This window comes from Sciscionella sediminilitoris (assembly GCF_000737195.2).
Classification (GTDB): Bacteria; Actinomycetota; Actinomycetes; order Mycobacteriales; family Pseudonocardiaceae; genus Sciscionella; species Sciscionella sediminilitoris.
Genome location: NZ_JALM01000011.1, coordinates 1 through 23,133, shown reverse-complemented (window position 1 = coordinate 23,133; position 23,133 = coordinate 1). Strand labels below are relative to the sequence as shown.

Here is a 23,133-nt window from a genome sequence, read left to right as displayed (position 1 = left end):
CCGATGCCACCTGGAATCCGGGTAGCCGATCAGGGCGCGGTCCGCGTCCTGACCATCGACAATCCCGCGAAGCGCAATGCCTTCGCCGCCGCGATGGCGCCCACCCTGCTCGCCGAACTCGACCGCGCCGATGCCGATCCGGGCGTACGGGCGATCGTGGTGACCGGCACCCAGGGGTGTTTCTCCTCCGGGCACGATCTGCAGGAGGTACTGGAGAAACCGGAAACCGCGGGGGATCCGGTGGCCAATGCCGCGTTCAGCAGGCCATCGGAGATCGGTACCCCGGTGATCGCCGCGGTGGACGGTCCCGCCTACGCTGCCGGGTTCATCCTCGCGCTCAACTGCGATCTGCGCGTGGCCGGCCCCGGTGCGCGGTTCTGCGCGGTCGGTGCCGCGATCGGACTGGTCCCGGTCGGCGGGCAGCTGAGCAGGCTGCTGGATCTGGTCGGGTATCCGGTCGCGTTCGAATGGCTGGCCACCGCGGCTCCCTTCGGTGCCGAGGAAGCGCTGCGGCACGGGTTCGTCAGCCGCGTCCAGGAGGACGCGTTCGCGGGGGCCTTGGCGCTCGCCGAATCGATCGCCGCCGTCTCTCCCGCCGTGGTCGCCGCGGTCAAGGCCGGGCTCGCGCACACCATGAGTCACGGCGCCGATGCCGGACGGGCGGCCGAACCGCTGCTCGCCGCACTGGTGCGGGAACTCCCGGACGGCACCGAGGGCGTGAACTCCTTCCTGGAACGCCGTCCACCCGCCTATCCTGACGCGCCCGCCGATCACCACGAGCGCATCGGTGAGGTGCTCGCATGACGCAGCCCGGGCAGCGGCTGCGCGAGGACGCCATCCGCGAACTCGCGATCCGCTACGGAATCCCGGCGAACCCGGTCGAATTCGCCGCCACCGCACGGGAAGCGGGCGAGATCGCGAACCGGATCGCCGGTCCGTCCGCGATCAAACTGATCGCCGATTCCGTGGTGCACAAGAGCAAGGCGGGCGGGGTGCTGCTGAACGTGCCACCCGCCGAGGCGGAACCGGCCGTGCGGCGGTTGTTCGAGGCCCAGCGCGCCAAGGCGGTCGCGGTCCGCGGGGTGACCGTGGAGCCGATGATCGAACCCGGCCCGGAGGTGGTGGTCGGCGCGCTGCACGAACCCGGCTTCGGCCCGGTGGTGATGGCCGGATCCGGTGGTGTGGACGTGGAAACCCTCGGCGATGTGGCCTTCGCCCTCGCCCCGCTGGATGCCGGCTCCGCGACCGCGCTGCTCGACCGCACCCGGATCGGCGCCGTGCTGCGCAACCGGTTCCCGCGCGGGTTCGAGCAGCTGGTCCAACTGCTGCTGCGGGTGGGCGGGCCCGATGGCTTGCTGCTTTCCGAACCGGTGGACCAGATCGATCTCAACCCGGTGGTGATCGGGAAAGAACGGATCACGGCGGTGGACGCGCGGGCAGTGGCCCGCGACCGGCCGGGTGCCCGGGAACTGCCCGATCCCGCCACGGCATACGAACAACTGCGCCCGGCCGTGTACCCGGAATGCCTCGCCGTGCTCGGTGCCTCCGCCGATCCGGCCAAAATGGGGAACCGGGCGGTGCGCACCGCGATCGAGCACGGTTTCCGCGGACCGGTGTATCCGGTCAGCCGCTCCGCGAAGGAAGTGCACGGCCGCACCGCGTTCGCCTCGATCGCCGAACTGCCCCGCGGCATCGACCGGGCCGTGCTCGCACTTCCCGCCGCGCTCGTCCCGGATGCCCTGCGCGAACTCGCCGCCATCGGCACGAGAACCGCGCACGTCTACACCGCGGACACCGGTGATCTCGCCGAGGCGGTCGCGGGAACCGGGCTGCGCGTGCTCGGCCCGAACTGCATCGGGCACTACAGCCCGCACGCGCGGATGACCATGATCGGATCCAGTGCCTCCAGCACCGAACCGGGCTCGATCGCGTTCGTCTCCCAGTCCGGCACCTATGCCGGGGATGTGGTGCGCCGTGGCAAGGAACTGGGGCTGCGGTTCAGTTTCGTCAGCTCGGTCGGCAACTGCGATGACGTGTCCCCCGCGGAACTGCTCGCGTTCTGCGCCGCCGATCCGCGCACCACGCTGGCCGCCTTCTATCTGGAGGATGACAGCGACGCGGGCCGGTTCTTCGCGCTCGCCGAACGGATCGAGATCCCGGTAGTGCTGTTCAAGGGCGGGCGCAGCACGGCGGGGGGAGCGGCGGCCGCCTCGCACACCGGTGCCCTGGCCAGCGATCCGCAACTGCTCCGCGATGCCGCGGCGGCCGCCGGGGTCGTCCTGGTGGAGAACCTGGACGAGCTGCTGGACACCCTGCTCGTCGCGCAGCACGCGCCCGCGCTGACCGGGATCGGCTTGGGCCTGGTCGGCAGCGGGGGCGGGGTCGCCGTGGTGGGCACCGACACCGCGGGCGAACACGGGCTCACCGTTGCCCCGCTCTCCGCGGCCACCACGGACGCCCTGGCCCGCTACGACGCCCCGGGCAGCAGCCTGAGCAACCCGGTGGACATCCCGATCTGGTCGCTGTACGACGAAACCGGTCCGTTCACCGGGGCACTGGCCCGCGCGCTCGCCGCGGACCCCGCGATCGACTGCCTGTGCGCTTACCTGGATCTCGGCACGGTGTACGACATCCACTCCGGTGCCGAGGCCGCCGCGCTGATCCGGGAGCTCACCGAGCAGCTGTGCGCGGCCGACCGCGCCGGAGTGCCCCTGGTTCTGGTGCTGCGCAGCAGTTTCAGCGCCGAGCAGGAGGAACTGGTGCGGGAACTGCGCGCCACCGCGGCCGGGTACGGGGTGCCGCTGCTGGATTCGGTGGAGCGGGCGATCGCCGCACTGGGACGGGTCGGCGCGGCGAACCGGTTCCGCGCGGGTTCCGGGGAGCGCTGAGGCGTGCCGCGTTCCCGGACCGCGCTGTGCCTGATCGCCCTTGCCACCTTCGCCTCGATGAGCGTGTGGTTCTCCGCTTCCTTCGTGGTGCCCCAGCTGCAGGTGCTCTGGCAGCTGAGCAGCGGCGAATCCGCACTGCTGACCATCGCGGTGCAGCTCGGCTTCGTGCTCGGCGCGCTGCTGCTCGCCGGGACCGGGCTCGCGGACGCGGTACCCGGGCGGCGCCTGATGAGCTGGGGTGCGGTGTGCGCGGCGCTGGCGAACCTGATCCTGTTGTGGTCTCCCGGTTTCGGGCTCGCTCTCGGGTTGCGCGCGGTCACCGGAGCCTGCCTCGCCGCGGTCTACCCGCCCGCGCTCAAGGAGGTTTCCTCCTGGTTCCGCACGGGAAGGGGGATGGCGCTGGGCATCATGATCGGCGCGCTCACCCTCGGATCCGCGGCGCCGCAACTGATCAAGGCCTCCGGCGGGCTCGGCTGGCAGGTGGTGATCGTGGCCACCTCGGTGCTGACCGCGCTGGGCGGCGTGCTGGTCCGGTTCGTGCGCGGCACCGGGCCCTATCCGTTCCCGGTGTCCACCTTCCGGCTGCGCTCGGCATTCCGGGCGATCCGGCACCGCCCGGTGATGCTCGCGAATCTCGGCTACGCGGGGCACATGTGGGAGCTGTACGCGATGTGGGCCTGGATCGGCACCTTCCTGGCCCGGCTGCCCGGGATCTCCGCGCGCGGGGCCGCGCTGGCCGCGTTCGCCTGCATCGGGGTCGGTGCCCTCGGCTGTCTGCTCGGCGGGCGGATCAGCGACCGCTTCGGCCGCGCCCCCTCGGCGCTGCTCAGCCTCGCCTGTTCCGGATCGGCCGCGGTCGTGCTCGCCTTCAGCGGCGGATTCCCGAGCTGGCTGATCGTACTCATCGGGGCGTTCTGGGGATTCTGGGTGATCGCCGATTCCGCCCAGTTCTCCGCCATGGTCACCGAAAGCGCCGATCCGCGCTATGTCGGCAGCGCGGTATCGCTGCAACTCGCGCTCGGCTACGTCACCACCGCGGCCACCATCTACCTGGTGCCGGTGCTCGCCGAACACGCCTCGTGGAGCGTGGCCCTGCTCGTGCTCGCGATCGGCCCGCTGTTCGCCATCACCGCCCTGCTCGCCTACCGCAGAATCCCGAAGGAGCGCACCGCATGACCGCGTGGACCAGCACTCGCAACTCCGCCCCGAAGATCGGCGACACCGCCAGCCGAACCCACCTGATCACCCAGGAGGACACCGAGGCCTGGGCGCGGATCAGCGAGGACCGCAACCCGCTGCACTTCGACGAACAGGCCGCGGCCGCCTCGGTGTTCGGGCACACCGTCGCGCACGGCGGGGTGCTTTCCGGGATCATCAGCGGGCTCATCGCCCAGGACCTGCCCGGACCGGGGACCGTGTTCCTCGGCGTGGAATGGCGATTCGAGAAACCCGTGCGCATCGGGGAACAGGTCACCGGTGAGGTGGAGGTGCTCGAGGTCCGCGCGGACAAGCCGATCTGCCGGCTGGCCACCCGCGTGCTGCGTGCCGACGGGATCCCCGCGCTGACCGGGACGATCCGCACCTACACCTCGGCACTGGACTGACGAGCCGTGGCGGCGCCGGTCGCGGTGCCGCCACGGCCTCGGTTCAGCCGATCTCGGTCAGGTGGTTCGCGTAGGCGGCCGTGGTGAAGAAGCTCGGCAGCTTCTCCTGCAGCGCCGTCTCCACCAGGATGGCGCGCGCATCGGTGAGCCGGTTGCCGGGGCCCAGCTCGGCGCCGACCGCATCGATTTCCTCGGCAAGCCACTCGCGCACCAGGGCCTCGGTCAGCACGGTGCCGTCCTCGAGTTTGGTGGCATTGCGGATCCACTGCCACAGCTGGCAGCGCGCGATCTCCGCGGTGGCCGCGTCCTCCATCAGGTCGAAGATGGCCGCCGCCCCGGTGCCACGCAGCCAGGCATCGAGATAGCGCAGCGCGACGCCGATATTCGACCGCACCCCCTGCTCGGTGACGGTGCCCGCGGTCGCGGCGACCGCGAGCAGATCGGTTTCCCGCACCCGCACATCGGCACGCTGCCTGGTGAGCTGATTCGGTGCACTGCCAAGGGTTTCGTCGAACACCTCGCGGCACACCGGAACCAGTCCGGGATGGGCGACCCAGGAACCGTCGAATCCGTCCCCGGCCTCGCGCTGCTTGTCCTGGCGCACCTTCGCGAACGCGCGTTCGTTCGCCTCCGGGTCCTTGCTCGGGATGAACGCGGCCATACCGCCGATCGCGTGCGCCCCGCGCCGGTGGCAGGTGCGTACCAGCAGCTCGGTGTAGGCGCGCATGAACGGCACGGTCATGGTCACCTGGGCGCGATCGGGGAGCACGTAGTCGGCACCGCGCGCGCCGAGGTTCTTGATGACGCTGAAGATGTAGTCCCAGCGGCCCGCGTTCAGCCCGCAGACGTGCTCGCGCAGTTCGTAGAGGATCTCCTCCATCTCGAAGGCGGCGGTGATCGTCTCGATCAGCACGGTGGCCCGGATGCTGCCCCGCGGGATGCCGAGCTCGTCCTGGGCCATGACGAACACTTCGTTCCACAGCCGCGCCTCGTGCCGGTTCTCCAGCTTGGGCAGGTAGAAATACGGCCCGCTGCCGGTGGCGATGAGCCGGCGCGCGTTGTGGAAGAAGTACAACCCGAAATCCAGCAGGCTCGCCGAAACCGGGCGTCCGTCGATCCGGATGTGTTTGTCCACGAGGTGCCAGCCGCGTGGCCGGGGCACGATGACCGCCGGGTTCGCGCCGAGCTCGTAGTGTTTCCCGCTCTCGCTGACGAAGCTGAGATCGCGACGGATGGCGTCGTGGAGATTGCGCTGTCCGCCGATGACATTGGCCCAGGTGGGTGAGGTGGCGTCCTCGAAATCGGCCAGCCACACGCGCGCCCCGGAATTGAGCGCGTTGACGGTCATCTTCTGCTCGGGCGGACCGGTGATCTCCACCCGGCGGTCGCTGAGATCCGGTGGGGCGGCGGCCACCCGCCAGTCCGGGTCCTCCCGGATCCGTGCGGTCTCCGGCGGGAACCGCAGCGAGCGCTTGCCCGCGGCCAGTTTCTCCCGTGCCTGCCTGCGTTCGTCGAGCAGTTCGCAGCGCCGGGCGGCGAAGGCATTGTCCAGTTTCGCCACGAACTCCAGGGCGGCCGGGGTCAGGATCTCCTCGAAGCGCTCACCGCTCGGGCCGTTGACCGTGATACTGCCCGCGAGTGTGCTCGGCATGGTGTACCTCCCCTAGAACTGCGCGGTCTCGGTGGAACCGGCGAGCGCGGTGGTGGTGCTCTCCGGATTGAGCGCGGTGGCCACCAGGTCGAACCAGCCGGTGCCCACCTCGCGCTGGTGCTTGGTTGCGGTGTACCCGCGCTCCTCATCGGCGAACTCGCGCTGCTGCAGGTCCACATAGGCGGGCATGCCCTCGGCCGCGTAGCCCTTCGCGAGGTCGAACATGGAGTGGTTCAGCGCGTGGAATCCGGCGAGCGTGATGAACTGGAACTTGTAGCCCATGTGCCCGAGTTCGCGCTGGAACTTCGCGATCGTGGCGTCGTCCAGGTGTTTGCGCCAGTTGAACGAGGGGGAGCAGTTGTAGGCGAGCAGCTGGTCCGGGTACTTGGCCTTGATTCCCTCGGCGAAGGCGCGGGCCACCTCCAGATCGGGCTCCGAGGTCTCCATCCACAGCAGGTCGGCGTACCGCGCGTAGGCGAGTCCGCGCTCAATGCACGGCTCGATTCCGTTGCGCACCTTGTGGAAACCCTCGGAGGTGCGTTCCCCGGTGAGGAACTTGCGGTCCCGCTCGTCCACATCGCTGGTGAGCAGGGTCGCGGCCTGGGCATCGGTGCGCGCGATGAGCACCGAGGGCACATCGAGCACATCGGCGGCCAGCCGCGCGGCATTGAGGGTGCGCTCGTGCTGCTTGGTCGGGATGAGCACCTTGCCGCCCAAGTGCCCGCACTTCTTCTCCGAGGCGAGCTGGTCCTCCCAGTGCACCCCGGCCGCCCCGGCCGCGATCATGCCCTTCATCAGTTCGAAGGCGTTGAGCGGACCGCCGAAGCCCGCCTCGGCATCGGCGACGATCGGGGCGTACCAGTCGATATCGGTGCTGCCCTCGGCATGCGCGATCTGGTCCGCGCGGCCGAGTGCGTTGTTGATCCGGCGCACCACGGCTGGCACCGAGTTCGCCGGGTACAGGCTCTGATCGGGGTAGGTCTGCCCGGCGAGGTTCGCGTCCGCGGCGACCTGCCAGCCGGAAAGGTAGATGGCCTTGAGTCCGGCGCGCACCTGTTGCACCGCCTGGTTCCCGGTCAGCGCGCCCAGTGCGTGGATGTAGTCGTTGTCCTGGAGCAGCCGCCACAGCTTCTCCGCGCCGAGCCGGGCAAGGGTGTGCTCCTCGACCAGGCTGCCGCGCAGCCTGAGCACGTCCTCGGCGGTGTAGGAGCGCTCGACACCCTGCCACCGGGGATCGGTGCGCCACTGCTCGGCGAGTTCACTGCCGCGTTCGCTCATGTCCACTCCTTGCGAATTCTGTTACTGCCGGTTGCGTGCCTCCGAGCATGGCAGTGCGCACGATTCGCTGCTATATCTCCAATTCGCCAACATGTGCGAATCTTCTCGCCCGGTTTTGCAAATCTTGCGAAGGTGAACTTTGCTAGACTTCGCGGAAACGGACCGGGAGGACACGGTGGACAAGACCTACGCCGGGGCCAAGCTCCGCCACCTGCGCGAGGCACGCCGGATCAGTCAGGCCGAGCTCGCGCGGCTGCTGGAGATCTCGCCGAGCTATCTGAACCAGATCGAGCACAACTCCCGACCGCTGACCGTTCCGGTGCTGTTGCGCATCACGCAGACCTTCGGGGTGGACACCGAGTTCTTCGCCAGCGAGGACACCACGCGGCTGGTGGCCGATGTCCGCGAGGCGCTGCTGGACGAGGCCGTCGGGGTGCAGCCGAGCAGTGCCGAGCTCAAGGAGCTGGCGGGCAATATGCCGAACATCGCCAGGGCCCTTGTCCGGCTGCACCGCGGTTACCGCAACGCCGTGGAGAACACCGCGGCCCTGGTCAGTGAGAACGGCACCGGAACGCATGGCAGCTCGGCCGGATCCGCGCTACCGCACGAGGAGGTGCGGGATTTCTTCTACGAGCGGGAGAACTACATCGGTGAGCTCGACCGGCGGGCCGAACGGATGGCGGGCACCCTGTCCCTGCGTCCCGGTGAGACCCACCGCATGCTGGAGGATCTGCTGCGCGAGCACTACGGCATCCGGGTGCACACCGTGGCCGTGGAAGCGGACGGCGGGGAGCAGCACCGGTACGAGCCGGGCAGCAAGACGCTGCGCCTTGCCTCCAGCCTGCGGATCGGCCAGCGCGCTTTCCGGATGGCCGCCCAGATCGCGCTGCTCGAGTACGACGAGCTGATCAACGAGCTCGCCGATTCCTGGGCGTTCTCGGGTCCGGCCGCGCGTTCTCTGGCCCGGGTGGGGCTGGCGAACTACTTCGCGGGCGCGCTGATCCTGCCCTATCGCACGGTGCTGGAGAAGGCCGAGGAATACCGGTACGACATCGAGCGGCTCTGCGACTATTTCGGGGTCGGTTTCGAGACCGTCTGCCATCGGCTTTCCACCCTGCAACGGCCCAAGGAACGCGGGATCCCGTTCTCCTTCGTCCGGGTGGACCGGGCGGGCAACATGTCCAAACGCCAGTCCGCGACCGGTTTCCACTTCTCCCGGGTCGGCGGGGCCTGCCCGCTGTGGGACATCTACCAGGCGTTCAGCTCACCCGGCCGGATCATCACCCAGATCGCCGCGCTGCCAGACGGGAAACGCTACTTCTGGATCGCGCGCACCGTGTCCCGCAATATCGGCGGCCACGGCAGCCCGGGGAAGACGTTCAGCGTCGGGCTCGGCTGCGAACTGCGGTACGCGCGCAGGCTGGTGTACTCGACCGGGCTCGACCTCGACGATCCCGCCGCCGCGACCCCGATCGGCATGGGCTGCAAGGTGTGCGACCGGCCCGCCTGCCCGCAGCGTGCGTTCCCCACCATCGGCAACCAGCTCACCGTGGACGAGAACACCAGCACCTTCGTGCCCTATCCCGCCGTCCCTCGGCAGTGAGCGGGCGGGAAGGTGGCCTTCCCGCCCGCCTGTCTCACAGATCGGCGAAGGCGATCCACATGTTCGCGTTCGGGTCCCAGCCGACGACCTTGTTGGGCCAGCGGTGATCATAGGCCGGAACATTTCCCTGATAGTTCTGCCAGCCGGTTTCCTGGCAGGCGATTTCGGTGAGGCAGGATTTGATGTTGTACTGCGCGGCGGTCGCGAATTTCGCGTTCTCCGCGCGGCAGCCGCCCGGTGCGGGCACATCGTGGGTCATGACCTGTCCGGAGAGTGCCTTGAACTGGATGCTGCGCGGCCCTTCCACGCTCGGGGTGGAACCGAACCACGGGGAGGTCCATTCCCCGATGATGTCGTTGACCGGGCGCCACTCCCCATTGCAGTCGGTCACCCGTGGTGCGGCCGGGGCGTTCGCGGCGAGCGCCGGTCCGGAAAGCCCGGCCAGCAGGGCGGCGGCGCAGGCGGCCACCCCGAGAATGCGTTTCGTTCGAGACACGGATGCTCCATTCTGTCGAGAATCGAATTCCCCATTTGGTGAAGGTATTGCCGAGCATAGGGCGGAACGGGATCCGGCCGGTAGCTTTTCGAGCTCCATGGAATACCCGCGAAACCTCAGCCCGCGAGCAGCGCCGAATCCCAGCCGCTCGCGGGTTTCGGCTCAGCCGAACAATAGGCGTGCACGGCGAGCGCGATACCCGCGGCGCCGGTGAGGAAACCCGGTTCGTCAGTGGGCGGGGCGCCCGGCCGGGAGTGTTGCCGGTAGCCGAACGGCATGCGGGGATCGAATTCGGCGAGAACACGTCCGGCGATCCGGTCGAGCACCGTGCCGAGGCCGCATCCGGGGTCGTCGTGCTGCATCCGTCCGAGCACGTGCAGCAGACCGGACCAGCCGTGGCACAGTCCGGTATCGCGTACTTCCCAGCGATGTCCGGGCAGGGTGGCCAGATCCCGCACCGATTCGCGGGCGTGGGTGAGCCAGTCCTCGCGGTGCAGTGCGAGCCCGGCGAGCTGGATGGCCCTGGCGATTCCCGGCCTGCCGTAGCACCAGGATTCCCGGCTGCGCGGGCTCGCGGTGAGCCGCTCACCGTCCAGGGTCAGGGTCGGCGGCCAGAACCGGGCGCTGCCGTCCACATCGGACCATCCGACGAGGAAGGCGACGATTTCCGCCAGTGCCGCATCCTGTTCGGGTACCCGGATTCCCGCCGTCCAGGTGGTGGCCAGCAGCGCGAGCGGCCCGCCGATCCCGTGCGCCATACCGAGATTCACGTGCCCGCCGCGATGTTCCTGCCCGATGACCGGGCCCTGTTCGGCCCACCAGCCCGGCAACCTGACGCCATCGCGCCGGATGGGGCGGACCAGCCGGACCAGCGAGGCCAGGATCTCGCGCAGCAGGGATTCCGCATCCCCGGTGCCGCGGCGGAACAGATAACTCCCGAGCCCGGTGAGCCCGGAGACGAGATCGAAGGAACGCACGGTGTGCAGGGTTTCCCCGGCGTCCAGGCGACGGCGTTCCTCCTCCAGCCGGGTCCGCGCGATCGCGAAGACCGAGCTGTCCAGCCCGTCGAGCAGCGCGGCGTATTCGCCCTCCTGCCGAGCGGCACAACGGGCGGCGAAGGCCAGTGCGGGAATGCCGTCGAAGAGGGTGTGCGGGGAAGCGGGGGTCAGGGACCGGTTGGCCGCGGCGAGATGGCGGTGCGCGAGCGCCCTGGCCTTCGGATCGTGCCTGCCGAGTTCGGCGTAGAGCAGCGCGAGCCCGCCCTCGCGTTCCAGCAGCGAACGTTGTGATCCCGGCGCGATGCGGGGATCGGCGAGCCGTTCGGTGAGCGCGCCGAGCACCGATGCCAGGCTCGCGGTCACGGGCGCGCCGCCGCGGCCCGGCCCCGGTAGTGTGCGGCGATCCGGCTGGTCACCGCGTGCACCCGGTTCTCGGTCTCCCGATCGCCGCCGAGCAGCCGATTGTGGTGCATGTGCAGCAGGCTGTTGACCGTGGCCCGGAAGCGTGGCTCGTCCTGGTCCGTGGTGCGCAGGCGTTCCCCGTACCGTGCGAACATCGGGCGGCGTCGCGCCATGACCTGCCCCAGCATCGTGCCCGGCTCGCCCGCGTCCTGGCTGAGCACGGACTCGGTCAGCCGCACCGCCTGCCGGACGTGCCCGGACATCCCGTCGTAGTGTTCGATCGGGACCTCGTCGTACCAGTGCGCCCAACGCGGTTCCAGGCAGCGCAGCAGGTCGGTGAAATTGACGGCGCCGAGCACGATGTCCGGACACGTCTCGATGTCCCGTGCCCGAAGCAGCCCGAGTACCGCTTCGCTGTCCGCGCGGAAGGCGTGCTCGGCAGCGTCCAGTGCCGCGGGGCCGCCGTAACGGTCGATCTCCGGTTCGTAGGTGTCCAGTACCAGTGCCCTCGCCACTCCGGCGGCGCGGAGCTCGGCCATCCAGGAATGCAGTGCGGGCAACAGATCCCGGTGCAGTGTCGCGGGCTCCCCGTGCATGCGGATGCGCAGGTGGTCCTCCGGATCGGTGTACCGGAGGAAAAACCATCGGTCCACTGTGGACCGAGCGGAGTCCAGCAGCCGGGGAAGGTGTTCGGTGAGGATGTCGTCGTGCCGGGCCCGGCCGCTGTAGACCTTGGCGTAGAGCCAGTCCCCGCCGGGTGGCCGGACCGCGCGCGGGCTGGCCGGGGTCCACGATCCGCTGCGCGGGACCGGTTCCGGGGTGTTCGCCGCGAGCGGGATCACGATCTCGTTGGCGTGCCCGCCTAGCCAGCCGAACGGGGAATCGCCGTCCCCGATCGTCTCGCTGACCAGGAGGTCCGGTTTGCGGCGCAGTTCATCGGCGAACAACCGGCGATGCAGCGGAGCCCGCAGGTCCAGCGGCAGGCTGTGATCGGCGAGCTTGGCGTGCACGCGGTCCGGAACGCCCGCCTGCTCGCGCCAGTGGTCCAGTTCGCGTCCCCACTCCGCGGATTCCCGCACCGCATCCGCGAGCCGTGCGGGTGGGCGCCAGCTCGCGGGCGCCAGCACCGTGCGCCCGTGCTGCACGCGGGGCAGGTGCGGCAGGCACTGCAGCGCACCCCAGTCCCAGGCGCGCAGGGTGCGGGTGGCGGCCGCGCTGATGTCGCCTAGCAGCCGCGCCGCGTTCGGGGCGCGCTTGCGCGGATCCAGCATATGCGGGGTGAGCGCGGTGAGCAGGCGCCGATCGCGCAGGGATGCCACGCGCAGCCCGTCCGGTCCGGCGACGATCCCGATCTCGTCCAGGCCGAGCACGGATTCCGCGGCGCGCTCGGCGAACCCGCCGATGGTCAGGGTCCGGTCCAGCACGGCGGGCACCCTGGTCACGTTCGACAGCCGGCCACCAGCGGGCTGGAAGGCGAGCTGCACGGTGGCCGAATCCCGGCACTCGGGCGCCAGCACCGTGGCGAGCCGTTCCGCTCCGTCCTCGAACAGATAGGCGAACCGGCCGAGCATCGCCCCGGCGTGCTGCCCCATGGCCGGGGCGAACTGCAGCAGGAAATCGCCGCGGTCGAGCGCCGCGGTGGATTCGGCATGCAGGCCGAAGGCCAGCTCCGCGGTGGCCGGTGGCGGGGCGAGCGGACCGTCCGGTTCGAGCGCGGTGATCGTGTCCGCGTCCAGCAGGATCCGGTCGTCTCCGCGCAGTGCCCGGAAAACAAGCTCACCGATCCGCTCCTCGCGCGCGGTGTCCCGCTCCGCAACGGGCGGGCGCCAGCGGCTCTCCGCGGGGAGCACGTATCCCGCGGGCGGCCCGATTCCGCGTTCCGGGTCGAGCACTTCCCGCACCGGAACGATCGCGCCGGTTCCGTACCTGTCCAGGAAATGCGTGTGGTATTCGGCCAGGTATCCGGGAACCCCGTCGGCGGGCGACATCCGGAGCAGGGCGGTCGCCGCGGCCTCCGCCTCGCGCGCGATTCCGTGCGGGAGCGCTATTTCGGTGGCCAGGCGCAGATCCACCTGCATCGGCGAGGCGGTGCTTTCCGGGCGCAGTTCCCGTGCCGCGGTCCGGGCCGCCGCGCGGGCGGCACGCCCGGCACCGGGCGGGGATTCGGCGAACTCCGCGAACAGTTTCCGCACGGCGCGCAGTCCGGCCGCTTCCGGTGCCGGGGTCCGGTCGAGCACGGTGACCGCGTGGCTCAGCGGATCGGTCTCGTGCGGCGGCGGTGGCAGTTCGGTGCACAGCAGCCCGTGCGCGACCAGCTCGGCCAGTAACGCTTCGATGCGCGCGGTACCGGTGTCCGGATAGGCGGCCCCGATGCGTTCGGTGAGCTCGACCGCCGTGATCGGTTCCCGTGCGGCGGCCAGGGCGATCCGCACCGGGGGAGTCGCTCGCACCGATTTCTCGCTCGTGCGCGAATCGGCGGTCTTGTCCATCGGCGTGTACGGGAGCACGAACCGGCCGCCGCGCTCGTAGCAGAGATCGTTCACGCACACCCGCAGGTGACGAAGCACCTCGGGACGGGTTTCCAGGTCACCGAGCAGGCCACCGAGCCATTCGCCGTCCGGGCGCACTCGTTTGCGGTGTTCGGTCGTGCCGGTGACCCGGGTGTGTTCGGCGAAGTGCCCGATCGCGACCCCGGCCAGGAGCCCGAACGGGGTCGGCCTCCCGGTCATCCGCAGCAGATAACGGCAGGCGGCGAAGGTGGCGCGGCGGAGTTGCCCGATCCCCACCGGTGCGCCGTTGTCCACCCGGCGCAGCATCCTGGCGAGCGAGTCACTGGACACCTCGAGTGCTTCGCGCACCACCGGATCGGCCGTGCTCTCGCGCAGGATCGCGGTCAGGGCGGCGCGTTCGTCCCCCTCGGCCGGATCGGGGACCCGTGCGAGCCCGGCCGCGCGATCCCGCGGGAGCGCGGAGGCGCGCAGATACATCGTGTTCCCGGCCGAGAAAAGGGACATCTCCACCAATCCGGTTCGAGGTGGCTGGCCATTTCTCCCACCGTGCGGACACGGCGGGAGAAATGGCCGCGGACAGCAGAGTCAGCAGATCGTCGGACAGCTCGTGCACTGGGTCAGATGCGTGTCCGTGCTCAGATTGACCGGGCGGAGCTCGTCCGGATTGAGCACGATGCGGGCATCGAGATCGAAATGATCGAGCTCGGTGTCCGGCCGTGCTGCCGACGGGCTTTCGAGAGCAGCGGTCATGGAAAACTCCTTTACGCTGAATCCGGGAAATGAATCGAACGAGGACCGATGGTCGGCATCCGGAGCGCCGCTGCCAAGCTTTTCCATCTCGCTCGAAAAGCTGGTGCCGTCCGGTTCACACAGCTTGGGGAAACAGCACCACCGGATCGGTTCCGGCGGCTAGAATCGGCGCACTGCCTCGTAAAACAGGGGAAACGGCCCTTAGCCGAGAGGACTCGTCCGCGAAGATGACGCTGCGCATTCACTTCACTACCGACGATCTGGCCCGGCTCACCATCGCTTCCGCACCCGATCCGATGTGGGAGCTGCTGCTCAGCCTGCACGTACTGCAGGGCACCGGTGAGGAGGCACTGTTCCGGCACTGGCGGTCCCAGGTACCACGGGCACCGGAGGTGCGGCGGTTGTTCGCGCTCGCGCCGCCGAAGGGCTACTCGGCTGATTTCCTCACCCCGGAACACGACAGCAACGGATTCTCCGCGGGATTGGAAGCCGTACTGTGCACCCCGCCGTCCCGGGTGCGAGCCGATCTGCGGCTGCTCGCGAACCAGCATCCACTCCCCGCCTGGGCCGAACTACTGGCCAGCAGTTGCCGGGCCGCGCTCGCCGAACTCATCCGCATCCTGGCCGGTTACTACCGCACCGCGGTGGAGCCGTACTGGGCGCAGATCGAGGCGGAGATCCGCCAGGACCGCGAGATCACCGTGCGGGACATGGCCAGGGACGGCACCAGCGGAATGCTGCGCACCCTGCACCCCGCGCTGACCTGGCGGGCCCCGGTGCTCGAACTGCACGGTTCGCACGTCTCCGGCGATCTGCACCTCAACGGGCGGGGATTGCGGCTGGTGCCCTCGTTCTTCTGTCACGGCAGCCCGACGACCCTCGCCGATCACACGCTGAGCCCCGTGCTCGTGTACCCCATCGTGCGCACCCAGACCCGGATGAGCGCGCCCGCGGCCGCTTCCGAGGACGGGCTCGCCGCGCTGACCCCGTTGCTCGGCGCCACCCGCGCCAGGGTGCTCATGGCCGTCGGGCCGGGCTGCACCACGACCGAACTCGCCAGGCAGTGCGCGGTGTCCCCGGCTTCGGCCAGTTATCACGCGGGCATTCTCCGTGCGGCGGGACTGCTGAGCACCCAGCGCACGGGTACCGCGGTGCGGCACACGGTGACCCCGCTCGGCAGTGGGCTGCTGCGCCGCCGCCACCACGGGGCACCGCAGGATCAGCAGGTCACCCCGTCCTAACGGGGACCGGATCGGTGCCGCCCATCCGTTCGGTGATCTGGCCGGCCGTGCGGATCAGCTCCTCCCGGATAGCCGTCGCCTCGTCCAGCGGAAGCGTGCGCACGGTGCCGACAAGGGCGATCGTGGCGCACACGCCGTACTCGTCGAACACCCCGGTGGCCAGGGCGGTGATGCCGGAGTCGACCAGGTGATCGCTCGCCAGTCCGGTGCGCCGGACCTCGTCCAGATCCGCGTCCAGTTCCTCGCGCTCGTCCGCGGAGAGCGTGCCGAGCAGGCGTTCGACCCGGAGCTGATCGGGCAGGTGGGTGAGGAAGATCTTCGCCTGTGCCGAGCGCAGGCCCAGCTGGGTGCCCACTCGCACGGTCACCAGCACCGAACGGGTGTTGTCCTCCTCGGTGCGGGACACCACCGGCCCGGACGAGCCCCACAGGCTGATCACCGTGGTCAGGTGGGTGGACTGGCAGAGCTTGCGCAGAAACGGCGGCGCGATGTCCAGCACCCGCCGCCGGGCAAGGGCCGCCGCGCCGAGTTGGAGCAGTAGCCCGCCCGGTTCGAAGCTCGAGGGTTCCCTCGTGCGTTCCAGCAGTCCGGCGGTGACCAGGGAGGTGAAGTAGCGGTGCGTGGTGCTGCGGTTGAGGCCGAGCTGTTCGGCGGCCTCGGCGACCGTGGTGGTGGGGTTCTCCACGGAGAACAGGCCGAGGATCTGACCGACCCTGCTCACCGCCTGGATGTCGCCGGAGGACACCGATCCCTCGATCTCACGCGTCACTGGGAGCTCCCTCGTCATTCGTGTCCTCGCTCAACGGTAGCGGTGTGTTCCTGCTCCATCACCACGTGCCTGGTTTCCGGCCCGAGCAGGGCACCGGTGCTGATCAGCACTCCGCCGACGACCACGAGCACCACCGGGGTGAGGTGCGCGGGCAGCACCGCGCCGAGCCCGTTCAGGTAGACCGCGTAGAAGGCGGGCAGGATCAGCGCGAGGCTGTACCCGACGCCGTAGCCGCTCGCGCGCACCTCGGAGGGGAACCGCTCGGTCAGATAGGCCGCGATCGGGCCGAAAGTGCCGATGGTGAACACCACGACCAGGCAGCAGGCCAGGATCACCGGACCCATCGCGCTGACGCTCATCGCCAGGACATAGGAAGGGGCGCCGATCACCACCACGGCGACCCCGTAGCCGAGGAAGAACCGGCGGCGCCCGATCCGTTGGGACAGCATCCCGAACAGGGGGTAGCACACCGCGACCACCGCGGAGGCGATCATCATCGCGATCGAGACCTGCGCGCTGCTGAGCCCGACGTGCGAGGAAAGCAGCCCCGGCAGCACGGCGATTCCCGCATTGGTGGCCAGCCAGGTCCCGGTCATCAGCACGAAGATCTGCAGCAGCGCGGCCCGGTGCCGTCCGCGCAGCAGCAGGAGCAGCGGGGAGCCCCGCCTGGTGCGCGTGGTCCGCGGCTCGTCGACCTCCTTGAGGTAGGAGCGGAACAGCACGAGGGAGAGCAGCGCGCCGATCGCGAACGGGATCCGCCAGCCCCACTGCACGTACGCCGAATCCACACCCGCCGAGGGCATGACCGAGAGCAGCAGCAGGGTCAGCGCACCGGCGAGTGCGTAGGAACCGGGCGAGGTGCAGGTGATCAGCCCGGAGACCAGCCCGCGCCGCGATCGCGGACTCCATTCCATGGCGAGGGGAACCGCGGTGCTGTACTCCCCGCCGAGGAAGATCCCGCCGATGAACCGCAGTGCGATCAGCGAACCCGCCGAGGCGAAGCCGATCTCCGCGTAGCCGGGCAGCACGGCGATCAGCGCGGTGGCGATGCCGAACCCGGCCACCGCGACCAGAGTGGATTTCCGCCTGCCCTTGGTGTCCGCGAAGTGGCCGAAGATCGCGGCACCGAGTGGGCGGGCGATCAGCGTGGAGGCGAACACGAACGCGTCGAGCAGTGCGGCCGCGCTCGCGCTGATCCCCTTCGACTGGAAGTACACGGTCGCCGGGGCGAGCGCGAGGATCGGCAGATAGATGTCGAACTGGTCGACGAAGTAGGCCAGTACTCCCGCCCGGATCGCGGTGCGCGCCTTGCTCCGGTCGGTGGCGACCGCTCCGGGACTTCGCGTGAGCTCGTTCATCGGTTCTGACTCCTTGCGGTGAGCTCGCCATTGAATGTTCACACTACGAATACAGAGTCTCCATAGCGAACGATAGGCAGGGAATCCGATGGACGCAACGGTCGGATTCGATATTGACGTTCGAATCGCGAACATGCATCCTGCTATACGAACATCAAGGAGGAGCGTTCGATGACAGAGTCGTCTCAAGCCGATGCCGTCGCCAAGGTGCTCGAGGGTGCCGTCGACCTGCACTGCCACTCCGGGCCGAGCCCGTTTCCCCGCCGCTTCGACCACGTGGAGGCCGCCCGTGACGCGCAGGAGCGCCTCGGGATGCGGGCGATGGTGGTGAAATCCCACCACCACAACACGGTCATGGATGTGCTCGCCATGGCGCCGCGACTGCGCGAGCTGAGCACCGAGGTCTACGGCGGGATCGCGCTCAACAGCTTCGTCGGCGGACTGAACCCGCACGCCGTGCGGATGTCGCTGCGGATGGGCGGCAAGGTGGTCTGGTTCCCGACGATGTCCTCGGGAAGGCACATCGAATGCCACCACGAGGGCGACGGATTCCCCACCGAGACCGTGCCGCTGACCTGCGAGCGCATCGACATCCACGGCGAGAACGGGGAACTGCGCCCCGAGGTGTTCGAGATCCTGGACGTGATCGCGGAGACCGGGGCGCTGCTCTCCGGCGGGCACATGTACCCGCAGGACATCCGGGCCCTGTTCGAGGCCGCGGGGGACAAGGGAATCCGCAGGCTCATCGTGAACCACCCGAACTTCGTGATCGGCGCGGAACCCGAGCAGTGCCTCGATTACGTGCGGATGGGCGCGTTCATCGAGCACGAGGTCGGTATGTACGACCCGGAAGGGCACATGCACTGGGACCCGAAGATCCTGCTCGACTGGATCGAGAAGGTCGGTCCGGAGCACACCGTGATCTCCTCGGACCTCGGCCAGGCCTCGAATCCGAAGCCGGTGGACGCCTATCTGCGGGTGTGCGGATCGCTGCTGGATCTCGGCCTTCCGGAGAAGGAACTGCGGCTGATGACCTGTGACAACCCGGCCTACCTTCTCGGGCTGGAGTGAGCACGCATGTACACCAAGGATGATCCGCGTTCCGCACTGTCCACATCGGATTCCTCGGCCGAGGCCATCGCCGCGCCCGAGTACCACGACTTCACCGGATCCGCGCAACCCTGGGCGGTGCGCGGACAGAACGTGATCGTGGCGGGCAGCAACGAGGCCTGGTCCGGGAACCTGCGCTTCGAACACGTGCTGCTGCTGGTGCACGAGGACTCCGCGGCCGAGGTGCGCGCGCAGGGGGAAACCGTGAGCCTGCGCGGGCAGGGACTGATCGCGATCCCGCCGGGAGAGTCCGAGATCCGCCCGCTCGGTGCGGGGGAGCTGGTGCGGTTGATCCAGGCCGATGAACCCGGCTGGGCGGAACAGGCCGTCAACGCCGCCTCCTATGCCGAACCGCATCCGCGGGTCGCGCCGCTGCGGCCGTGGCCCGAACCCGAGGGCGGGCACCGGTTGCGCGCCTATCCACTGGCCGGGATTCCCGAGGACCCGAAACGGTTCGGGCGTATCTTCCGCACCCGCGCGTTCATGGTGAACTTCCTCCCGCCCGGGGACGGCCCGCGGGATCCGGCCAAGCTCTCCCCGCATCACCACGATGACTTCGAGCAGCTTTCCCTTGCCGTGCAAGGTGAATTCCTGCACCACATCCGCACCCCGTGGACGGCGGACTCGCGGAACTGGCGCGCGGACGAGCACGTCGCGGTCGGCAGCCCCTCGGTCGCGGTGATCCCGCCGCCGACCGTGCACACCACCGCGGCGACCGGGGCCGGGCGCAATCAGCTCATCGACATCTTCTCCCCGCCACGCGCCGATTTCTCCGCGCAACCGGGCTGGGTGCTCAACGCCGAGGAGTACCCGCAGCCATGAGCATGTTCGACAAGGCGGCGGCCCCGATCGGGACCTGGCTGAAGATCCCCGCCCCGGAACCGGTGGAAATCCTCGCACACGCAGGATTCGACTTCGTCGTGGTCGACCTGGAGCACGCGCCGCTGAGCCTGGAGACCGCCTACCGGCTCATCAACAGCGCGGCCGCGCTCGGGCTGACCCCGCTCGTCCGGGTGCCCGACCACACGCCGTCGATGATCCAGAAAATCCTGGACGCCGGGGCACACGGGGTGCTGGTGCCCAAAGTGGACAGTGCAGAGCAGGCGCGCGCGGTCTGCCGGGCGATGCGGTTTCCCCCGGACGGTGACCGCGGCGCGGGCGGAACGAGCAAGGCCGGTCGCTGGGGACTGCGGCCCGCGGCGGAGTACTACGCGCAGCGACCGCTGTGCATCCCGCAGCTGGAGAGCGAGCAGGCGATCCGTTCGGCCGCGGACATCCTCGCGCTCTCCGATGTGGACGCCGTGTTCGTCGGTCCCGCCGATCTGTCCCTTTCCCTGGGCACCACCCCGGACGACGCCGTCGTGCGGGAACTGATCGGGCACGCGATCCGGGAGGCGAAGGCGGCGGGCAAACCGTGCGGTATCGCCTTCGGGGACGCGCCACCGGTCGCCGCCGCGATCGAGGACGGCTGCGGATTCGCGCTCGTCTCGAACGACACCGGAATGCTCGCCAAGGCCGCGGGTGGATTGCTGGAACGGCTCAGGGGCGCGGAGTGAGCACCGATGCCAAGCAGCTGCGCCGGATCGCGTTCGCCTCGCTGATCGGGACCATGGTCGAGTGGTACGACTTCTATATCTACGGCACCGCGGCCGCGCTGGCGCTCGGTGACCTGTTCTTCCCCTCGCTGAGTCCCACCGCTCAGACCCTGTCCGCGTTCGCCACGTTCGCGATCGGGTTCATCGCCCGCCCGCTCGGCGGCATCGTGTTCGGTCATCTCGGGGATCGCATCGGGCGCAAATACGTGCTGATGCTGACCCTGTTGATGATGGGCGGATCCACCTTCCTGATCGGGCTGCTACCGGACTACGGCACGATCGGCGTGGCCGCCCCGATCCTGCTGGTGCTGCTGCGTTTCCTGCAGGGCATCGCGGTCGGCGGGGAATGGGGCGGGGCCGCGCTGCTGAGCGTGGAACGGGCCCCGGCGAACCGGCGGACCTTCTACGGTTCCTTCACCCAGATCGGTTCGCCGCTCGGATTGCTGCTCGCCGCCGGGGTCTTCGCGGTGGTGCAGGCGATCTCCGGGCCCGGAATGCACAGCTGGGGCTGGCGGATCCCGTTCCTGCTCTCGGTTTTCCTCATCGCGATCGGCCAGTTCGTCCGCTCGCGCATCGAGGAGGCGCCGGTCACCGGGGAACGCGCGAAACCGGTCGGGCTGCCGCTGGGCACGGTGCTGCGCGAGCACTGGGCCGCGGTGCTGCTCGGTACCGGGGCGATGGTGGTCACGCTGACCGGGTTCTATCTGTCCACCACCTTCCTCACCAGTTACGGCACCAAACAGCTCGGCTACCGCTCCGGCGAACTGCTCACCGGGACCATGCTCGTCGCGGTGGTGCAGATCGTGGCGCTGCCGCTGGCGGCCATGCTCGCCGACCGGCGCGGCAGGCTCCCGGTGATCCTCGCGGGAACCGTGGTCAGCGCGCTGCTCGCGGTGCCACTGTTCAGCCTCGCCGACACCGGGGTCGTCGGACTGCTGTGGCTGGGCATGATCCTCTACAACATCGGCCGCTCGCTGATCTACGGGCCGCTGCCAGCTTTCGCGGCCGCGCTGTTCCCCGCCACGGTGCGGTTCACCGGGATCTCGTTGTGCTACCAGCTCGCCGGGATCCTGGGCGGTGGTATCGCCCCGCTCATCGCGGTCGCGCTGAGCAGCGGCGGGGACACGCTGCCCGTCGCGCTGTACCTGGCCGCCATGGCGGTACTGTCCGCCGCCTGTGTCCTCGTGATCCGCTATCGCACCGGGACCGATCACCTCGCGGCCGAACCGGCCGGGGAACGGCCGCAGAAAGGGAGCACCGTTGACCACTGACCTGTCCACCGCGATCGGGCCGCTCGCCTTGAAGAACCCGGTCATCGCGGCCTCCTGCGAGGCGACCATCGATGAACGCGGGCTGCGCGCCTGCCTGGACGCCGGAGCGGGCGCGGTGGTGGCGAAATCGGTCAACGAATCCCCGGCGGCCGCGCGCCAGCTGAACATCGCCGAGTACGCCCTGCTCGACCGGGAGGGCGCCCGGGTCGAGTGGGGGTCCCAGTCCGGTGGTGAGACCCTGCTGTGCCGCTCCGGGCTCGTCCAGGACAGCCTGGACGACTGGCTCGCCATGCTCGAACGGGTGCGCGCCCACGCCGATTCCCTTGGCGCGCACCTGATCGGCAGCATCACCGTGGCCGAGGCCGAACCCGCGGCCCGGATCGCGCGCGAACTGGGTGCGGTGACCTCTGCGGTCGAGCTGAACGTCGGTGCCCCGCACGGCCGCGAGGCGGGTGCGGTGCGCCAGCTCACCGGCCCGGAACTGGTCGCGCACTACACGCGCACGGTCCGCGCCGGACTGGATGTGCCACTGATCGTGAAACTGCCCGCACAGAGCGATGATCCGCTGGCGCTGGCCCGCGCGGCACGCGAGTCCGGGGCGGATGCCGTCACCATGATCGGGCGGTTCACCGGGTTCTGGCCGGATATCGGGAGCGGGGAACCGGTACTCGGTTCGGCGGGTGCGGTCGGCGGTCCCGGCATGCTTCCGGTGAGCCTGTACTGGGCTGCGAAGGCGTTCACCGCCGGGACAACCCCGCTGATCGGCACCAACGGCGCGCGCGACGGCAGCGATATCGCCCGTTTCCTGCTCAGCGGTGCGTGCGCGGTGCAACTGGCGAGCGCGATCCTGCTGCGCGGGCCGGAAGTGCTCGCCGAATGCGTGCGTGAGCTGGACGAGGTGCTGACCGCGGCCGGGTACCCGGATGTGCGCGGCATGATCGGGCTCGCCGCGCGCCGTTCGCGTGGCTATGCGGAGATCCCGGAGAACCCGGCCCCGGTGCGGCCATGGGAGACCGGCGACATGTAACCGCCCGCGTTGTGCGGCCCGCGGTCTTCGTCGTATCGTCGGCCGGTGGAATCCGTCCGTATCGATCGCTGGCTCTGGGCGGTGCGGCTGGCGAAGACCCGCCCGATCGCCGCCGCCGCGTGCCGGGGCGGGCATGTCAAGATCAACGGCCAGCCCGCCAAGGCCGGTGCGACGGTCACCCCGGGTGACGAGGTGCGGGCCCGGATCAACGGACGGACCGTCATCGTCGAGGTGGTCAGGGTCATCCAGAAGCGCGTGGGAGCCTCGGTGGCGGTCGGCTGCCTGATCGACCGCACCCCGAAACCGGCGGCCGTGGACACCACACCGGTCGCCCGCAGGGAACGCGGGGCGGGCAGGCCCACCAAACGGGACCGCCGCCAGCTCGACCGGCTGCGCGGAGATCAGCGCGGATAGCCGCGGCAGGTGAGTGAACTCCCGGTATCGAGACGCAACTGCGCGGGTGGCTGGACAGCTTCGGGGCACGCAGAAGCCGCCGAACTTTCGCGCACGGCCTACACCGCCAACCGCTTACCGAGTGTCCGAAAAGGACACTGGAATTCCTCATCTGAGCTTCCCCTTGAA

General features: G+C 69.6%; 20 protein-coding genes. 12 read left to right on the top strand and 8 right to left on the bottom strand.

Annotated elements, in window-relative coordinates; genetic code table 11:
* Window positions 1-3 precede the first annotated feature (3 nt).
* Genes AD72_RS05725 through AD72_RS05710 form a run of 4 tightly spaced genes read left to right on the top strand, consistent with a single transcriptional unit; the run spans window position 4 to window position 4,492 of the window.
* On the top strand, window positions 4-804 hold the full coding sequence (locus AD72_RS05725; protein ID WP_031465342.1) for an enoyl-CoA hydratase/isomerase family protein: 801 nt from the start codon (window positions 4-6) through the stop codon (window positions 802-804).
* Window positions 801-2,888, top strand: coding sequence for an acetate--CoA ligase family protein (locus AD72_RS05720; protein ID WP_037344953.1), 2,088 nt, complete (start codon window positions 801-803; stop codon window positions 2,886-2,888). Before AD72_RS05725 ends, AD72_RS05720 begins: the two co-directional genes overlap by 4 nt.
* Before the next feature lie 3 nt (window positions 2,889-2,891).
* Window positions 2,892-4,064: an MFS transporter gene (locus AD72_RS05715; protein ID WP_031465340.1), complete on the top strand. Its 1,173-nt coding sequence runs from the start codon at window positions 2,892-2,894 to the stop codon at window positions 4,062-4,064.
* Entirely contained in the window at window positions 4,061-4,492 is a 432-nt protein-coding gene (locus AD72_RS05710; protein ID WP_031465339.1) for a MaoC family dehydratase, read from the top strand. The genes AD72_RS05715 and AD72_RS05710 overlap by 4 nt, the downstream gene beginning before the upstream one ends.
* 43 nt (window positions 4,493-4,535) lie before the next feature.
* On the opposite strand, the gene aceB is transcribed toward AD72_RS05710, so the two are convergent.
* Window positions 4,536-6,143: a malate synthase A gene (gene aceB, locus AD72_RS05705; protein ID WP_031465338.1), complete on the bottom strand. Its 1,608-nt coding sequence runs from the start codon at window positions 6,141-6,143 to the stop codon at window positions 4,536-4,538.
* A gap of 12 nt (window positions 6,144-6,155) precedes the next feature.
* Complete coding sequence (gene aceA / locus AD72_RS05700) at window positions 6,156-7,421, bottom strand: isocitrate lyase (protein WP_031465337.1); 1,266 nt, start codon at window positions 7,419-7,421, stop codon at window positions 6,156-6,158.
* 175 nt (window positions 7,422-7,596) lie between these two features.
* Here aceA and AD72_RS05695 point away from each other — a divergent pair, with 175 nt between their 5' ends.
* Window positions 7,597-9,024: a short-chain fatty acyl-CoA regulator family protein gene (locus tag AD72_RS05695; RefSeq protein WP_031465336.1), complete on the top strand. Its 1,428-nt coding sequence runs from the start codon at window positions 7,597-7,599 to the stop codon at window positions 9,022-9,024.
* Between the two features lie 34 nt (window positions 9,025-9,058).
* Here the strand turns inward: AD72_RS05695 and AD72_RS05690 are convergent, their stop codons facing one another.
* From AD72_RS05690 to AD72_RS36355, 4 genes are all read right to left on the bottom strand, one after another.
* The gene (locus tag AD72_RS05690) at window positions 9,059-9,520 is read right to left on the bottom strand and encodes a hypothetical protein (RefSeq protein ID WP_156365056.1); all 462 of its coding nucleotides are present in this window, start codon (window positions 9,518-9,520) and stop codon (window positions 9,059-9,061) included.
* 116 nt (window positions 9,521-9,636) lie between these two features.
* Window positions 9,637-10,881 carry a lanthionine synthetase C family protein gene (locus tag AD72_RS05685; RefSeq protein WP_037344952.1) on the bottom strand — a complete coding sequence of 415 codons (1,245 nt, stop codon included), beginning with the start codon at window positions 10,879-10,881 and terminating at the stop codon, window positions 9,637-9,639.
* Complete coding sequence (locus AD72_RS05680) at window positions 10,878-13,934, bottom strand: lantibiotic dehydratase (RefSeq protein ID WP_031465333.1); 3,057 nt, start codon at window positions 13,932-13,934, stop codon at window positions 10,878-10,880. The genes AD72_RS05685 and AD72_RS05680 overlap by 4 nt, the downstream gene beginning before the upstream one ends.
* 81 nt (window positions 13,935-14,015) lie before the next feature.
* Window positions 14,016-14,180 carry a hypothetical protein gene (locus AD72_RS36355; protein WP_156365055.1) on the bottom strand — a complete coding sequence of 55 codons (165 nt, stop codon included), beginning with the start codon at window positions 14,178-14,180 and terminating at the stop codon, window positions 14,016-14,018.
* Window positions 14,181-14,407: 227 nt separating this feature from the next.
* On the opposite strand from AD72_RS36355, the gene AD72_RS05675 reads away from it, so the two are divergent.
* Window positions 14,408-15,421, top strand: a complete 1,014-nt coding sequence (locus tag AD72_RS05675) for an ArsR/SmtB family transcription factor (protein ID WP_031465332.1) — start codon at window positions 14,408-14,410, stop codon at window positions 15,419-15,421.
* Here AD72_RS05675 and AD72_RS05670 read toward each other — a convergent pair.
* Complete coding sequence (locus AD72_RS05670) at window positions 15,408-16,190, bottom strand: IclR family transcriptional regulator (RefSeq protein ID WP_231644737.1); 783 nt, start codon at window positions 16,188-16,190, stop codon at window positions 15,408-15,410. The genes AD72_RS05675 and AD72_RS05670 overlap by 14 nt on opposite strands.
* Before the next feature lie 14 nt (window positions 16,191-16,204).
* Window positions 16,205-17,548 (bottom strand): MFS transporter, encoded by a 1,344-nt coding sequence (locus tag AD72_RS05665; RefSeq protein WP_031465330.1) that lies wholly within the window; start codon window positions 17,546-17,548, stop codon window positions 16,205-16,207.
* A 171-nt stretch (window positions 17,549-17,719) separates the two neighbouring features.
* Here AD72_RS05665 and AD72_RS05660 point away from each other — a divergent pair, with 171 nt between their 5' ends.
* The 6 genes from AD72_RS05660 to AD72_RS05635 are packed head-to-tail and all read left to right on the top strand — an operon-like array spanning window position 17,720 to window position 22,965.
* Entirely contained in the window at window positions 17,720-18,619 is a 900-nt protein-coding gene (locus tag AD72_RS05660) for a DUF6282 family protein (protein WP_031465329.1), read from the top strand.
* A 6-nt stretch (window positions 18,620-18,625) separates the two neighbouring features.
* Window positions 18,626-19,480 (top strand): cupin domain-containing protein, encoded by an 855-nt coding sequence (locus tag AD72_RS05655; RefSeq protein ID WP_031465328.1) that lies wholly within the window; start codon window positions 18,626-18,628, stop codon window positions 19,478-19,480.
* Complete coding sequence (locus tag AD72_RS05650) at window positions 19,477-20,214, top strand: HpcH/HpaI aldolase family protein (RefSeq protein ID WP_031465327.1); 738 nt, start codon at window positions 19,477-19,479, stop codon at window positions 20,212-20,214. Before AD72_RS05655 ends, AD72_RS05650 begins: the two co-directional genes overlap by 4 nt.
* Complete coding sequence (locus tag AD72_RS05645) at window positions 20,211-21,524, top strand: MFS transporter (protein WP_051898004.1); 1,314 nt, start codon at window positions 20,211-20,213, stop codon at window positions 21,522-21,524. The genes AD72_RS05650 and AD72_RS05645 overlap by 4 nt, the downstream gene beginning before the upstream one ends.
* Window positions 21,514-22,551 carry a dihydroorotate dehydrogenase gene (locus AD72_RS05640; RefSeq protein WP_051898002.1) on the top strand — a complete coding sequence of 346 codons (1,038 nt, stop codon included), beginning with the start codon at window positions 21,514-21,516 and terminating at the stop codon, window positions 22,549-22,551. The genes AD72_RS05645 and AD72_RS05640 overlap by 11 nt, the downstream gene beginning before the upstream one ends.
* A gap of 45 nt (window positions 22,552-22,596) precedes the next feature.
* The gene (locus AD72_RS05635) at window positions 22,597-22,965 is read left to right on the top strand and encodes an RNA-binding S4 domain-containing protein (RefSeq protein ID WP_031465324.1); all 369 of its coding nucleotides are present in this window, start codon (window positions 22,597-22,599) and stop codon (window positions 22,963-22,965) included.
* Window positions 22,966-23,133: the final 168 nt, after the last annotated feature.